Source organism: Candidatus Pelagibacter sp. HIMB1485 (assembly GCF_052048055.1).
Taxonomy (GTDB): domain Bacteria; phylum Pseudomonadota; class Alphaproteobacteria; order Pelagibacterales; family Pelagibacteraceae; genus Pelagibacter.
In genome coordinates, this window is sequence record NZ_JBNAIN010000002.1 from 812,155 (window position 1) to 825,147 (window position 12,993).

The window sequence follows — 12,993 nt, forward strand, 5'->3', positions numbered from 1 at the left end:
ATATACCAATATTAACACTTGTTTTAGTTTTCATTCTTTGACAAAGTTTCGACTTTAAAAATAAAGAGAGGGAAACAAATGAAAAAAATCATTTCAATGTTATTTGCAGTTGCAATGGTGTTTGGATTTATTTCAAATGCTAATGCTGCAAAAACACTAAAATGTCAGACAGTTCTTAACACAAAAGCTGATGAAGTTAAGATGTTAAAGGATTTTACTGACACAGTAACAGCGTTAACTGGTGGATCTCTTAAGTTTGAAATTATGCCAGCTGGAGCTGTTGTTGGTGTAAAAGAAACTTTAGATGCAGTTGACAAAGGCCTAATCGATTGTGGTTTCGCATGGACTCACTATTGGTCAGGTGACCATCCTGCAGCTATGCTATTCGGTTCTCCAGTAGCTGGTGGTGGTGTTGGTATTGACAACATTGCATTCTTATCATGGTTTCAGTATGGCGGTGGAAAAGAGTTATACGACAGACTATGGAAAGAAATGGGAAGAGACATCAAAGGATTTATGATTCAACCAGTTGGACCAGAAGCTTTAGGTTGGTTTCCAAAACCAATTAAAGATATGGCTGACTTTAGAAAATATAAGTTCAGAACTCCTCCAGGAATTCCAGGACAAACATATAAAGACATCGGTATCGCATCTGTAGCTATGGGTGGTGGAGATATTCTACCAGCTTTAGAAGCAGGAACAATTGATGCTGCTGAATGGTGTTGTCCAAAACCAGACTTAACGTTTGGTTTCCAAAAAGTATTAAAGCACTACTACCTACAAGGTTTACACCAAGTAGTCGTAAATGCTGACTTTTATATTACTGGAAAAACATACAACGCTATGAGCGATCATGAGAAGAAGTCTCTTGAAGTTGCAGCTAATGCATCATTAGCTAAATCTTTAAGTTACAGAATCTATGAAAATGGTAAAGCTTTAAGAGAGCTTACTGAAGTTCATGGAGTTAAATTAGAGGACACACCTTCTGATTACTTCACAGAATACATGGCTGCAGCTAAGAAAAGTTTGGAAACAAACGCTGCAAACAATGCATTCTTTGCAGAAGTATGGGACTCTATGAAAGAATTTGCTGATATAGCAGTTCCTTTCTGGAGTGGTGCTCAAATGTCTAATGCGAAGCTAGGAATGGCTCACGCAGCAACATTAAAGTAATCCAATAATTAATCTATAATTCAATTAGAGCGGACTTAATTGTCCGCTCTAATTTTTCTAACAAAATTTTTTATGGCTGAAGAACCAACTAAACTAGATATATCAGATGAAATGATAGCCGAAAGGCGAGGTGGTTCAGGGAAGATGCCAAATGACATGCCATCATGGATGGCAAGTTCTATTGTAAATATTGATAAATTTAGCAAATGGATAGGTAATGTTGTTTGTTGGATACTGATGCCACTTATCTTTGCTATGACTTACGAAGTTTTGGCGAGAAAACTTTTTCATGCACCTACAATTTGGGCTTATGACATAAGTAGATTTTTGTATGGCGCACTATTCATGTTAGGTGCAGGTTATGCACTTTCAAAAGGTGTTCATATAAGAGCAGATTTTTTATACAGAAATTTCAAAACAAAAAACCAAGGGACGATTGATTTTTGGTTATATATTTTATTTTATTTTCCAGGACTAATAGTCTTTCTTTATATGACAATTGGTTATGTAGGTGAGTCTATTCAAAGAGGCGAAAGAGGAATGGATACTACATGGATGCCTTATATGTGGCCAATTAAGAGTTGTTTATTGATTGGTATCGTATTTTTATTAATCCAGGGTATTTCAGAATTATTAAAAAGTTATTGGGCTGCAACAAGAGGAAAATGGCCAGGAGAAGATGAATAATGTTAGCTGAATTTATAGATCCAGCATATTTAGGTTTTATTCTGGTAGGAGTAATGCTTTTTGCAATTTTCGTAGGATTTCCTATTTCATTTACACTCATATTTTTAGGTTTTGTATTCGGATATTTAGGATTTGGAAAATTGGTCTTTTATTTAATGACACTCCAGTTTTCGATGGTCATGACCGAACAAACCCTCGCCGCCGTCCCGCTCTTTGTCTTTATGGGTATTATGATGGAGCAGGCAGGTTTGATGGAAAGATTATTTTCATCATTTCAAATGATGCTAGCAAGAGTTAGAGGAGCGTTATATTACGCTGTTCTTTTTGTTTCAGTTATTTTTGCTGCTGCAACAGGGATTGTTGGCGCTTCAGTAACTATACTCGGTATCATGGCAGCAAAATCAATGAATAGATCTGGCTATGATGTCAGACTTGCTGCAGGAACGATAACAGCTGGTGGTACTTTAGGAATTTTAATACCTCCAAGTATCATGCTAGTTGTTATGGGCCCAATTATGGAAATTCCAGTTATTGATTTATTTGCAGCTGCTATAATTCCAGGAATTCTTCTAGCAAGTTTATACGCTGGATACACAACAATAAGATGTATGATCAATCCTAAATTGGGACCTGTAATTCCTGAAGAGATGAGAGCTGCTAGCATGAAAGAAGTTTGGATTGAATTTTTCTTAGGTTTAGTTCCACCTGCAGCGTTAGTTTTTGCAGCATTAGGAAGCATACTTTTTGGTTTTGCAACTCCAACAGAAGCAGCTGGTTGTGGTGCAATGGGAGCTTTACTACTTTCTTTAGCATACAAAAAATTAACTTTTTCAAAACTTCAAGAAGCACTTGTTAAAACTTTAGAGATAACAGCTTTAATTATGGTTTTAGTTGCTGCATCAAACTTTTTTGGTGCTGTTTTTGCAAGACTAGGCACACCAACTTTATTAACTGAATTCTTGTTAGGTCTAGACATGAACAAATATTTAATATTAGCGATTGTAATGGTTGCAATATTTTTATTAGGTTGGCCTTTAGAGTGGGTACCAATCGTGATGATTATTGTACCAATTATTTTACCATTGATAGAAGCTCTTGGCTTTAATCTTACTTGGTTTGCAATATTAGTTGCCGTTAATCTCCAGACCGCATGGCTCTCTCCTCCAGTGGCATTGTCTGCGTATTTCTTAAAAGGGGTGGTCCCCGAATGGGATTTAAAAGATATTTATTATGGAATGATGCAATTTATGGTTCTTCAAATAATTGGTTTAGTTCTAATCATAATATTTCCAAAAATTGCACTTTGGCTACCAACTCTCTTATATGGACAGTAGAAATTATTAGTTTAAGATAATTTTTAGTGAATCAACCAAAAGTTAAATACTCACTCTCAAATTGGGATCTAGTTTCAGTAAATCCAAATTATAAAACTTGGAATTGGAAAGACCTTTTTTGCTACTGGGGAGTAAATGTACAAAGTGTAATTGGCTTTTCTCTGATTGCCTCTCTTTATATAATGTATGACCTAAATTCCTTTGTGGTTTTACTTGGAACTTTGTTAGGTTCATTTTTTGTTTATTTATTTGCTAATTTTATTGGAAAACCTTCGCAAAAATTTGGATTACCTTTTGTGGTCTTGTTGAGATCTTCTTTGGGATTTAATGGAGCTAAATTTTTCGGATTAATTAGAAGCTTGGTTGGAATTTTTTTATTTGGAATTCAGACTTATTTTTTATCAAAAATTTTAACATATCTTATTAGAATATTGCTTTTTACAATTGATGAGTCATTGTTAGTTCAAGATATATTTATTTTTTACTTTTATGGTCTAAATATAATTGATTGGTCGTCAATTATAATTGTTATTATTTTTCAAACATTATTGTTTAGTATTGGTGTTCAATATAATAAAAAAATTATTAACTTTTCAGCAATTAGTGTTTATGTAGGAATTATTATTTTTTTTCTTCTTGTTTTATTAAGTGATGTCAAATTAACATCAAAAGCATTTATAAATATTTTAAATACCAAAAACTTTTTAGATCTTAATAATTTAGCACCACTTTTAACTGTGGCAGGAACTGTCTTTGCTTATTTTTCAATATTAATAATTAGTTTTGGAGATATTTCTAGGAATGTTAAAAATACCAAAGAGCTAGATAAAGGAAATTTGAGTTTACTTATTAATTTAATTATTTTCTCTTTTTTATCTATTTTTATTGTTTCTGGATCAGATGCACTCCTAAATCAAAAATTTTCAGATATAGACAGAATTTTCACAAATCCTACTGATATAATTGGCAAATATGACAATATTCAAATAACCACATTAGTACTTTTTTTTATCGTAATTGCTTCAGCATCTACCAACTTAGTAGCTAACTATATTCCTTCTCAATATTCGCTGATTAATTTTATTCCAAGTAAATTATCTTTGAGGAGCGCAAGTTACATAATTTCTTTTTTAGGTTTGTTGGTCGCTATTTTTTGGCTTACAATTTTAAGTCAAATAGGCATTTTATCTTTTATAGATACATTTGGTGCGTTTTTTGGACCATTGTTCGGAGTGATGGTTGCTGACTATTATTTGATCAACAACCAAAGTTTGAGTAACAAAGATTTGTATTCAGTAGAAAAAGAAAGTAGTTATTATTATTCTAGAGGTTGGCATATCAAAGGTGTTTACTCAGCTTTTTTAGGTTTTATTTTTTCAGCATCAACAATTTGGAACACAAATTTAATGTTTTTACAGTCTTATGCGTGGTTAATTGGTGCATTTGTTGCGTGGATAACGTATTACTTGTTGGCAAAAAAATAATATGAAAGCTTTAGTATATACTGGAACACAAGAATTAGTTTACAGAGATGAGCCTAATCCAATTGAAGTTTCAGGTGAAAGTATTTTAAAAATCCATGCTTCAGGAATATGTGGTTCTGATATGCACGCATATCATGGACATGATGAGAGAAGAATTCCTCCGTTAATATTAGGCCATGAAGTTAGTGGTGAGGTCCAAAATGGTAAATTTAAAGGTAAAGACGTTGTTTTAAATCCTCTTATAACTTGTGGTAAATGTGAATATTGCACAAGTGCAAGAGAACATCTCTGCCCAAATAGAATAATATTAGGAATGAACAAGCCAATTGAAAGACAAGGAGTATTTGCGGAGTTTGTTTCTACACCTGATAAAAATATTTATGAAATTCCAGATGGATTAGATAAAAATGAAGCACCAGTAGCAGAACCAACTGCAGTTTCTTTGCATGCAGTATTAATTGGTGAACAATCTTTAAAAAAACCTTTATCTGATTGTAAAATTTTGATCCAAGGTGGTGGTGCAATAGGATTATTATGTGGTTTAATTTTATCTAAAATTAAAAATAGTAAAAATATAATTCTCTCTGATCCTAATAAATTGAGATTGAATGAGTGCTCAAAATATTTAGATGCAAAATATGTTGCACCAGACCATAACGAAATAGAAAGTAATAAGTTTGATATTGTATTTGATACGGTAGGGTTGGAAATTTCAAGACAACAGGCTATTGAAGTAGTTAAGCCGGGCGGTTCAATTATACACATAGGCTTAACTCAGCCAGCTGGATCATTTAATTTTAGAAAAATGACACTTCAAGAGGTGACCGTAATAGGGACTTATTGTTATACCAATAAGGATTTTGAGCAAACTCTAGCAATATTAGCTAACAAAGAGATAGGTTCTCTAGATTGGATTGAATTTAGGGATTTAAAAAATGGTGGTGATGCCTTTAAACAAATTCATGATGGCACCTGTGTTGCACCTAAAATTATACTGATACCTTAGAATTAGAATTTAATTTTATAGCTCTAGAACTACCCATTTTGAGGTCATTAGACATAATTGGTGCAGATATCATTATTGACCAATAAATTAAAAGTAAGAAAATTGAAATTGTTTTCATATTATTTATTTAAAAACTAATTCTGATTTTTGCATGTTTAAATCTTGTCTAAATAATGTATTAAGAACTTAAATTATGAAAATATTTTTTAAACTCATCTCAATTTTATTAATTTCAATTAGCTCAGTTGTTGCAAATGAAGTTGTAGTTTTTGAGTTTACAGAAGCAGAACTTTCAGAATTAACTGTCAGAAAAGTAAGGGGAGCAAAGAACGAGACAAGCTATACTGTTGGTAAGAATGAAAATGGAAATTTCCTAAAGGCGGTTGCTGATAATGCAGCATCTGGTCTTGGAAAAGAAGTTAAAATTGATCTTAACAAGACACCTTTTATAAATATTACGTGGAAAATTGAGAAAGATTTATCTGGAATTAAAGAAGATACAAAGAAAGGCCATGACTTTGCAGCGAGAGTTTTTGCTGTTAAAAAAACAGGTGCAACACCATTGTCAAACAGAGCAGTTAACTATGTGTTTTCAAGCAATAGAGATGTTGGTGTTAGTTCACCAAGTCCATACACAAAAAAATCTATAGACAATGTAATGGCCACAACCAAAACTAATTTAAATGAATGGATAACAGTTAAATCAAATGTAAAAGAAGATTTTAAGAAATTCCATGATTTAGATTTAGATGAATTAGATGGCTTGGCGGTTATGGCTGATACAGATAATTCTAAAATGAAATCTATAGCCTATTTCCAGAATATTTATTTTTCAGCAAATTAATTAAAGTTTAGTATATTTTTTTAGACCCATACTCAGGAATGACAGTATGATTGCTACAATTACGTCCTCTATTGGAGTGGCATTAGGAACACCAAAGTTCCATAATATTACTCCAATCAACCAAATTATATAAACTTTCATTGTAGTTATTATATCTTAGTTTGTATAAAAATTTCTCATTATTTGATATTAATGAACAATGCATAAAACTTTTAGTCATAATGTTAAAATTTACTATGAAGATACCGACTCTGGAGGAGTAGTTTATTACGCAAATTATTTAAAATACTTTGAAAGAGCTAGAACAGAAGCATTATTAGCTATTGGTTTAAGTAATTTGAAAATTAAAGATGAGTTTAATTCTTTAATAATCGTTAAGTCATGCAATATTGAATATAAAAAATCAGCATACTTAGAAGATAATTTAACAATAAAATCTTTTATTTCCTCTTTGTCAAAAACCTCTTTTGTAATGGATCAGTCAATTTACAGAGATGATTTATTAATTGTGGATGCAAAAATACATTTAGTATTTGTAAATACAATAGGAAAACCTACAAAAATTCCTGAGATAGTTTTAAATAGCTTTGAGCCTTATATTTTAAAATCTAAATAGCTGTTACTCTTTTTATTTTTTTGAAAAAATTAACTATCATTTTTTCAGATATTAATTTTGTATTTACATTTCTAGGACTTGGATGATAACAAGCGTACAATCTGATTTTATTTGATAAATCATAATATTTCCCGTGCTTAAAAGTATACTTTCCATTTAATTTATTTTTACTTTTGTAATATTTAACACAATTATCAAAAGCAACTTTACCTAAAGCAACAATTGTTTTTATTTTGCTTAAAGTTTCTATCTCATTTTGAAAATGATTTGAGCAATTTGATAATTCTTCATTTGTTGGTTTGTCACCAGGAGGAACACATTTCAATATATTGGTTATAAAAGTTGATTTTAATTCCAATCCATCATTTAAATTTTCTGAATAAGGTAGATTAGAAATATTTGCTTTTTTTAGACAAGAAAATAAGAAATCGCTTGATTTGTCTCCAGTGAAAGGTCTTCCAGTTCTGGTTCCTCCATGAGCCGCTGGTGCTAATCCTAAAATTAATAATTTTGAATTTGCCTTACCAAATCCAGGAACTGGTTTTCCCCAATAAGTTTCGTTTATGTTTTGTTTTCTTTTTTCAGTAGATATTTTTTTAATAAAATTAATTAATCTAGGACATTTTCTACATTTAATAATTTTCTTATTAAGTTGTTTTAATTTATTATTCATCTATGAAAATTTTAAAATTTTTTTTAATTATATTTATATTTTTAAGTTCTCCAATTAAAGCAGATTCAAATGAAACTATGATTGGTGAGCTTCAAAAAGGTGGTAAATTAATATTTATTCGTCACGCTTATGCACCGGGAGGAGGGGATCCTTCAAATTTTGATGTCAATAATTGTGAAACCCAAAGAAATTTAAATGATGAGGGAAGAGTACAATCAAAAAAAATTGGAAATTTTTTTAAACAAAATGATATTTTAATAAACAAAATTTACTCTAGTGAATGGTGCAGATGTAAAGAAACTGCAAAAATAGCCTTTAAAAATTATGAAACAAAAAATTTTTTGAATTCATTTTTTAGTGCAAAATTTGCTAAAAATAGAAAACAACAAGTTATTGATTTTAATAAATTCTTAAATACGTGGGATCAAAAACAAAATATAATTTTTGTAACACATTACGTGGTAATATCTGAGCTTTTAAACTACGCACCATCATCAGGTGAGATTGTTATTTCAGATAAAAATTTAAAAGTAATTGATACTTTGGAAATAGAATATTAAATTAGTAATTATGTCCTCAAAAAGAGCTATGCGACAAGCACAAAAACAGGCATTTGCTAAACATAGATCAAATATTTCAAATAGCAGATTTGATTTTAAAAAAAAAAATTTAGATAAACTTAAGGAAAATAAAAAGAAGAAAACCTAACTTTGATTTGCAAATTTTTCTATTTTTTTACATGTAGAAATTTTTGAAATCCCTTCGATATCATTCATAACACTTTTAATAAATATCTCAGGCTTGTTTTTTTCAATTAATATTTGAGTATAAAATTGAGGATAACCATGTTTTAAAGTAAAAATTTTACCATCCTCTTCATAAATATTTCTTACATAGGAGTTTGATTTTTTTACACTTAAATCAGTAATTCTATATTTTTGATAAGTTTTTTCTGCATAAACATAATTTCTAGTCATAATTAATTCATTAAGATTAAATATGTATTCATTTTTTAAATATTTATCTTCTTTATGATCACATTTACTTAAAATTATAATTTCTGAAAATGAATGATTTATAAATGAGAAAGAAAATAAAATGAGAGAAAAAAAAAATAATTTATTTTTTTTCATTTTTTTCAGCAAAAAATAATCCAATTAAAAAAAGTGCTGTCCACCCAATACCCAGTAATGCTTTAGGGCTAGTCTCAGCACTCCACATATCCAGAACTAAAGCACCAAAGATTAGTCCTATAATATAAATTATAACTACAATTGTTGATTTACTCATTTTTAAGATTTTTTTTGAATAGAGATATTCCGTTATTTATTTTATGCTCGTAAGACTCGTTAAAACTATCTAATTGCCAACCAGTTAATCTTTTTCTGATACTTTCTAAATTATTTTGTTTCCATTCATCTGTAGTTTCTTCTAGTTTCCACAGTTTTTTTTCATCATTATTTCTTCCACATCCATAACAATAACCTGTTGAGGGATCTGTTTTGCAAATACTAATACAAGGCGAAATAATCATATTATTTATATTTTTATATCCTTTTACACTATTATTCGGATTGGACAAATGAGTTCAATAATATATAAAGCACCTAATTTAACTGGGGCGATGGCGGAATTGGTAGACGCGCTGGTCTTAGGAACCAGTCGAGCAATCGGTGAAGGTTCGAGTCCTTTTCGCCCTACCATTAAATAATTATGAAAGTTACTGTAGAAAATAAAAAAGGTTTAAATAAAGATCTAAAAATTTTTATCGATAAAGAGACTATGAACTCTTATATGGATGAAAAATATGAAGAGATTAAAGGAACAGTAAATTTAAAAGGTTTTAGACCAGGAAAAGTACCAAAAGAAATTTTAAAAAGACAATTTGGTAAAGCTGTATTTGGTGAAGTATTAGACAAAGTTTTAAAAGATACATCCACAAAAGCGTTGGAAGAAAACAAAATTAAACCAGCGGGTCAGCCAAAGTTAGATCTAAAAACATATGGTGAAGATAAAGAATTAGAATATGTTTTATCAGTTACTGAATTACCTAAAGTAGAGATTAAATCTTTAGAAAACATTAAATTTGATGAATACACTGTTAAAATTGATGATAGTGAGACAGATAAAAGAATAAAAGAAATTGCTAAGAACCAACCAAATTTTAAAGAAGGTGCACCTGATACAAAAGCAAAAGAGGGTGATCTCGTAGCACTAGATTACAAAGCAACAATTGATGGAAAAGAATTTAAAGGAAGTGAAGGAAAAAATACTCAGCTTACATTAGGTAAAGATTTATTTTTGAAAGGTTTCGATAAGCAACTAATTGGTGTTAAAAAAGATGATGAGAAAGTTGTTGAAGCAACACTTCCAGAGAATTACCCTGAAAAAGAATTAGTTAATAAAAAAGCTAAATTTAATTGTAAAATTTTATCAGTCAAACAACCACAAGAGGTGAAAATAGATGATGATTTTGCAAAAAATTTAGGAGCTAAAGATTTGAAAGATCTTAAAGCTTTAATTTCAAAACAAATAAATGATGAATATAAAAATTCTTTAGATCAACTTTCAAAAAATCAAATTCTAAAAGAAATTGAAAAAATTAAAGTTGAAGAAGTTCCTGAAAACTTAGTAGAGGAAGAGGTTAAGATTCTTTCACAAGGTATGTCTGAAGAGGAGGCTAAAAAGAATAAAAAATCTTTTGAAGAAAAAGCAAAAACAAGAATTAAGACTGGATTAATCTTAAATGAATTTGGTGAAAAAAATCAAATCAAAGTTAGTGAACAAGAAATTCAAGCTGAAGTACAAAAACAATTGAGAATGATGCCAGGACAAGAGAAAATGGTTATGGATTTTTATCAAAAAAATCCATCTGCTTTGGCAAGTCTAAGAGGGACAGTCTACGAAGAGAAAATTTTAAATCTTATAAAAGAAAAAGGTAAACCAAATAAAAAAGAAATTTCAAAAGATGAGGCGGAAAAAATCTTAAAAGAAGCTCATAAACACGATCACGATCATGACCATGATCATTCACATGATAACGAAGCTAAGAAAGAAACAAAAAAGAAACCTGCAGCAAAAGCTTCAGAGAAAAAAAAGCCTTCTACAAAAACATCAAAAGCAAAACCAGCTACTAAAAAAACAAAAAAAGTTAGCAAAAAGTAATCACAAGTTGTATAAGTAGAAAGAATCAACTTATGACAACAAAATTATCAGAACATATGAGCAATCTAGTGCCGATGGTTGTAGAACAATCGAGCAAAGGTGAGAGAGCTTATGATATCTATTCAAGACTTCTAAAGGAAAGAATTATTTTTTTAACAGGTCAGATAAATGACAATATTGCATCCTTAGTAACAGCCCAGTTATTATTTTTAGAGGCTGAAGATCCTAAAAAAGAAATTTATTTATACATCAATAGTCCTGGTGGACTGGTTACAGCTGGTCTTGGAATTTACGACACCATGCAATATGTAAAACCCGATATTTCAACTTTATGTATTGGACAAGCCGCATCAATGGGATCATTTTTGTTGGCTGCAGGAACTAAAGGTAAGAGGTTTTCTTTACCCAACTCAAGAATAATGGTTCACCAACCTTCAGCAGGTTTTCAAGGACAAGCTACAGATATAGAAATTCATGCTAATGAAGTTTTGTCATTAAAGAAAAGGTTAAATGAAATTTATTCAAAACATACAGGCAAAACTGTTGATGAAATAAAATCTGCTTTAGAGAGAGATAATTTCATGACCGCTGATGTCGCAAAATCATTTGGTCTTATTGACGAAGTAGTAGAAAAAAGATCATAATACACAATATATTGATAACTTACTAATCCAAACTTGATTAGTATGAGTCATCTATAATAAAGTAATGAAATTGATTCGTTTAAAAAATTATGAGTACAAATAATAAAAATATTCTTTACTGTTCTTTTTGCGGAAAGAGCCAACACGAGGTTAGAAAATTAATTGCAGGTCCAACTGTATTTATTTGTGATGAATGTGTTGAGCTTTGTATGGATATAATAAAAGAGGAAAGCAAAGACACTTTTGTTAAACACCAAGACGGTCTTCCTTCACCAAAAGAAATTTGTACAGTGCTAGATGATTATGTAATTGGTCAAGCTCATGCTAAGAAAGTTTTGTCGGTGGCTGTACACAATCATTACAAAAGACTTAATTATGAAAATAAAACTAGTAAGAATGTAGAGTTATCTAAATCAAATATTTTGTTAGTTGGTCCTACTGGTTGTGGTAAAACTTTATTGGCACAAACTCTTGCTAGAATTTTAGATGTTCCATTTACAATGGCAGATGCAACAACATTGACCGAGGCTGGATATGTTGGTGAAGATGTTGAAAATATTATCTTAAAATTACTTCAAGCTTCAGATTATAATGTTGAAAAAGCACAACGAGGAATAGTGTATATCGACGAAGTTGATAAAATTAGTAGAAAATCTGAGAACCCATCCATTACAAGAGATGTATCTGGTGAAGGAGTTCAACAAGCTTTATTAAAAATAATGGAAGGAACTGTTGCAAGTGTTCCACCTCAAGGAGGCAGAAAACATCCTCAACAAGAATTTTTACAAGTAGACACAACCAATATTCTTTTTATTTGTGGAGGTGCATTTGCTGGATTAGACAAGATTATTTCTCAAAGAGACAAAGGTACTTCAATTGGTTTTGGAGCGGACGTGAAAAATACTCAGGATAAAAAAACAGGAGAATGGATGAAGGGACTAGAGCCCGAGGATTTATTGAAATTTGGGTTAATACCAGAGTTTATCGGAAGATTACCAATGATAGCAACCCTTGAAGATTTAGACGAAAAATCATTGATAAAAATTTTACAAGAACCTAAAAACTCTTTAACTAAACAGTATCAAGAATTATTTAAGTTAGATGGAGCGAAATTAACATTTAAAGAAAATGCTCTTAAAGAAATAGCTCAAAAAGCAATTAGCAAAAAAACAGGAGCAAGAGGATTGAGATCAATATTAGAAAATATATTATTAAAAACTATGTATGATCTCCCAAGCCAAGATAACATTGAAGAAGTAATTGTTGATGCAGGTGCCGCAAAAGGTCAATCACAACCAATTTTAGTTCATTCTAAAGGCGAAAATAAATCTAAGTCTGGCAAAACATCAGCGGCTTAATATCCTTAA

General features: G+C 30.5%; 18 protein-coding genes and 1 tRNA gene. 13 read left to right on the forward strand and 6 right to left on the reverse strand.

The features are described 5' to 3' along the window. Positions 1-78: 78 nt before the first annotated feature. The 5 genes from ACTTA4_RS06705 to ACTTA4_RS06725 all read left to right on the forward strand — a co-directional run bounded on the left by ACTTA4_RS06705 (position 79) and on the right by ACTTA4_RS06725 (position 5,684). Positions 79-1,173, forward strand: coding sequence for a TRAP transporter substrate-binding protein (locus ACTTA4_RS06705; protein WP_262589327.1), 1,095 nt, complete (start codon positions 79-81; stop codon positions 1,171-1,173). A 72-nt stretch (positions 1,174-1,245) separates the two neighbouring features. Then, a complete protein-coding gene (locus ACTTA4_RS06710) occupies positions 1,246-1,860 on the forward strand; it encodes a TRAP transporter small permease subunit (RefSeq protein ID WP_075506706.1) in 615 nt (204 codons plus the stop codon). Further along, the gene (locus ACTTA4_RS06715) at positions 1,860-3,194 is read left to right on the forward strand and encodes a TRAP transporter large permease (protein WP_440634050.1); all 1,335 of its coding nucleotides are present in this window, start codon (positions 1,860-1,862) and stop codon (positions 3,192-3,194) included. The genes ACTTA4_RS06710 and ACTTA4_RS06715 overlap by 1 nt, the downstream gene beginning before the upstream one ends. A gap of 26 nt (positions 3,195-3,220) precedes the next feature. Continuing rightward, on the forward strand, positions 3,221-4,678 hold the full coding sequence (locus tag ACTTA4_RS06720) for a cytosine permease (protein WP_440634051.1): 1,458 nt from the start codon (positions 3,221-3,223) through the stop codon (positions 4,676-4,678). 1 nt (position 4,679) lies between these two features. Continuing rightward, the gene (locus tag ACTTA4_RS06725) at positions 4,680-5,684 is read left to right on the forward strand and encodes an alcohol dehydrogenase catalytic domain-containing protein (protein ID WP_440634052.1); all 1,005 of its coding nucleotides are present in this window, start codon (positions 4,680-4,682) and stop codon (positions 5,682-5,684) included. Here ACTTA4_RS06725 and ACTTA4_RS06730 read toward each other — a convergent pair. Then, positions 5,668-5,802 carry a hypothetical protein gene (locus tag ACTTA4_RS06730; RefSeq protein WP_440634053.1) on the reverse strand — a complete coding sequence of 45 codons (135 nt, stop codon included), beginning with the start codon at positions 5,800-5,802 and terminating at the stop codon, positions 5,668-5,670. The two genes, ACTTA4_RS06725 and ACTTA4_RS06730, sit on opposite strands and share 17 nt — an antisense overlap. 75 nt (positions 5,803-5,877) lie before the next feature. Between ACTTA4_RS06730 and ACTTA4_RS06735 the strand changes: the two genes are divergently transcribed. After that, entirely contained in the window at positions 5,878-6,528 is a 651-nt protein-coding gene (locus ACTTA4_RS06735; RefSeq protein ID WP_440634054.1) for a DUF3047 domain-containing protein, read from the forward strand. On the opposite strand, the gene ACTTA4_RS06740 is transcribed toward ACTTA4_RS06735, so the two are convergent. Beyond that, positions 6,529-6,669 (reverse strand): hypothetical protein, encoded by a 141-nt coding sequence (locus ACTTA4_RS06740; RefSeq protein WP_440634055.1) that lies wholly within the window; start codon positions 6,667-6,669, stop codon positions 6,529-6,531. Between the two features lie 58 nt (positions 6,670-6,727). On the opposite strand from ACTTA4_RS06740, the gene ACTTA4_RS06745 reads away from it, so the two are divergent. Then, complete coding sequence (locus ACTTA4_RS06745) at positions 6,728-7,144, forward strand: YbgC/FadM family acyl-CoA thioesterase (RefSeq protein WP_440634056.1); 417 nt, start codon at positions 6,728-6,730, stop codon at positions 7,142-7,144. Here ACTTA4_RS06745 and ACTTA4_RS06750 read toward each other — a convergent pair. Further along, entirely contained in the window at positions 7,137-7,817 is a 681-nt protein-coding gene (locus tag ACTTA4_RS06750) for a uracil-DNA glycosylase (RefSeq protein ID WP_440634057.1), read from the reverse strand. The two genes, ACTTA4_RS06745 and ACTTA4_RS06750, sit on opposite strands and share 8 nt — an antisense overlap. A 2-nt stretch (positions 7,818-7,819) precedes the next feature. On the opposite strand from ACTTA4_RS06750, the gene ACTTA4_RS06755 reads away from it, so the two are divergent. After that, on the forward strand, positions 7,820-8,377 hold the full coding sequence (locus ACTTA4_RS06755) for a histidine phosphatase family protein (protein WP_440634058.1): 558 nt from the start codon (positions 7,820-7,822) through the stop codon (positions 8,375-8,377). 10 nt (positions 8,378-8,387) lie between these two features. After that, complete coding sequence (locus tag ACTTA4_RS06760; RefSeq protein ID WP_179850441.1) at positions 8,388-8,525, forward strand: hypothetical protein; 138 nt, start codon at positions 8,388-8,390, stop codon at positions 8,523-8,525. Here ACTTA4_RS06760 and ACTTA4_RS06765 read toward each other — a convergent pair. Genes ACTTA4_RS06765 through ACTTA4_RS06775 form a run of 3 tightly spaced genes read right to left on the reverse strand, consistent with a single transcriptional unit; the run spans position 8,522 to position 9,351 of the window. Then, a complete protein-coding gene (locus ACTTA4_RS06765; RefSeq protein ID WP_075506629.1) occupies positions 8,522-8,950 on the reverse strand; it encodes a hypothetical protein in 429 nt (142 codons plus the stop codon). The genes ACTTA4_RS06760 and ACTTA4_RS06765 overlap by 4 nt on opposite strands. Then, complete coding sequence (locus tag ACTTA4_RS06770) at positions 8,937-9,107, reverse strand: hypothetical protein (protein WP_179850442.1); 171 nt, start codon at positions 9,105-9,107, stop codon at positions 8,937-8,939. The genes ACTTA4_RS06765 and ACTTA4_RS06770 overlap by 14 nt, the downstream gene beginning before the upstream one ends. Further along, positions 9,100-9,351 (reverse strand): DUF1289 domain-containing protein, encoded by a 252-nt coding sequence (locus tag ACTTA4_RS06775; RefSeq protein WP_075506630.1) that lies wholly within the window; start codon positions 9,349-9,351, stop codon positions 9,100-9,102. The genes ACTTA4_RS06770 and ACTTA4_RS06775 overlap by 8 nt, the downstream gene beginning before the upstream one ends. A gap of 84 nt (positions 9,352-9,435) precedes the next feature. Here ACTTA4_RS06775 and ACTTA4_RS06780 point away from each other — a divergent pair. From ACTTA4_RS06780 to clpX, 4 genes are all read left to right on the forward strand, one after another. After that, positions 9,436-9,520 (forward strand) — tRNA-Leu (locus ACTTA4_RS06780). Positions 9,521-9,530: 10 nt separating this feature from the next. Further along, entirely contained in the window at positions 9,531-10,982 is a 1,452-nt protein-coding gene (gene tig / locus ACTTA4_RS06785) for a trigger factor (protein WP_440634059.1), read from the forward strand. Positions 10,983-11,014: 32 nt separating this feature from the next. Continuing rightward, positions 11,015-11,626: an ATP-dependent Clp endopeptidase proteolytic subunit ClpP gene (gene clpP, locus ACTTA4_RS06790; protein ID WP_262589313.1), complete on the forward strand. Its 612-nt coding sequence runs from the start codon at positions 11,015-11,017 to the stop codon at positions 11,624-11,626. Between the two features lie 89 nt (positions 11,627-11,715). Then, a complete protein-coding gene (gene clpX / locus ACTTA4_RS06795; protein ID WP_075506632.1) occupies positions 11,716-12,984 on the forward strand; it encodes an ATP-dependent Clp protease ATP-binding subunit ClpX in 1,269 nt (422 codons plus the stop codon). The last annotated feature ends 9 nt before the right edge of the window (positions 12,985-12,993 follow it).

Bases quoted from the DNA above. Each gene is read 5' to 3' on its own strand.
- ACTTA4_RS06730 (WP_440634053.1), bottom strand. From the start codon at position 5,802: ATGAAAACAATTTCAATTTTCTTACTTTTAATTTATTGGTCAATAATG.
- ACTTA4_RS06710 (WP_075506706.1), top strand. From the start codon at position 1,246: ATGGCTGAAGAACCAACTAAACTAGATATATCAGATGAAATGATAGCC.
- ACTTA4_RS06740 (WP_440634055.1), bottom strand. From the start codon at position 6,669: ATGAAAGTTTATATAATTTGGTTGATTGGAGTAATATTATGGAACTTT.
- ACTTA4_RS06715 (WP_440634050.1), top strand. From the start codon at position 1,860: ATGTTAGCTGAATTTATAGATCCAGCATATTTAGGTTTTATTCTGGTA.
- clpX (WP_075506632.1), top strand. From the start codon at position 11,716: ATGAGTACAAATAATAAAAATATTCTTTACTGTTCTTTTTGCGGAAAG.
- ACTTA4_RS06755 (WP_440634058.1), top strand. From the start codon at position 7,820: ATGAAAATTTTAAAATTTTTTTTAATTATATTTATATTTTTAAGTTCT.
- ACTTA4_RS06765 (WP_075506629.1), bottom strand. From the start codon at position 8,950: ATGAAAAAAAATAAATTATTTTTTTTTTCTCTCATTTTATTTTCTTTC.
- ACTTA4_RS06770 (WP_179850442.1), bottom strand. From the start codon at position 9,107: ATGAGTAAATCAACAATTGTAGTTATAATTTATATTATAGGACTAATC.
- ACTTA4_RS06735 (WP_440634054.1), top strand. From the start codon at position 5,878: ATGAAAATATTTTTTAAACTCATCTCAATTTTATTAATTTCAATTAGC.
- ACTTA4_RS06745 (WP_440634056.1), top strand. From the start codon at position 6,728: ATGCATAAAACTTTTAGTCATAATGTTAAAATTTACTATGAAGATACC.
- ACTTA4_RS06775 (WP_075506630.1), bottom strand. From the start codon at position 9,351: ATGATTATTTCGCCTTGTATTAGTATTTGCAAAACAGATCCCTCAACA.
- ACTTA4_RS06725 (WP_440634052.1), top strand. From the start codon at position 4,680: ATGAAAGCTTTAGTATATACTGGAACACAAGAATTAGTTTACAGAGAT.
- clpP (WP_262589313.1), top strand. From the start codon at position 11,015: ATGACAACAAAATTATCAGAACATATGAGCAATCTAGTGCCGATGGTT.
- ACTTA4_RS06705 (WP_262589327.1), top strand. From the start codon at position 79: ATGAAAAAAATCATTTCAATGTTATTTGCAGTTGCAATGGTGTTTGGA.
- ACTTA4_RS06760 (WP_179850441.1), top strand. From the start codon at position 8,388: ATGTCCTCAAAAAGAGCTATGCGACAAGCACAAAAACAGGCATTTGCT.
- tig (WP_440634059.1), top strand. From the start codon at position 9,531: ATGAAAGTTACTGTAGAAAATAAAAAAGGTTTAAATAAAGATCTAAAA.
- ACTTA4_RS06750 (WP_440634057.1), bottom strand. From the start codon at position 7,817: ATGAATAATAAATTAAAACAACTTAATAAGAAAATTATTAAATGTAGA.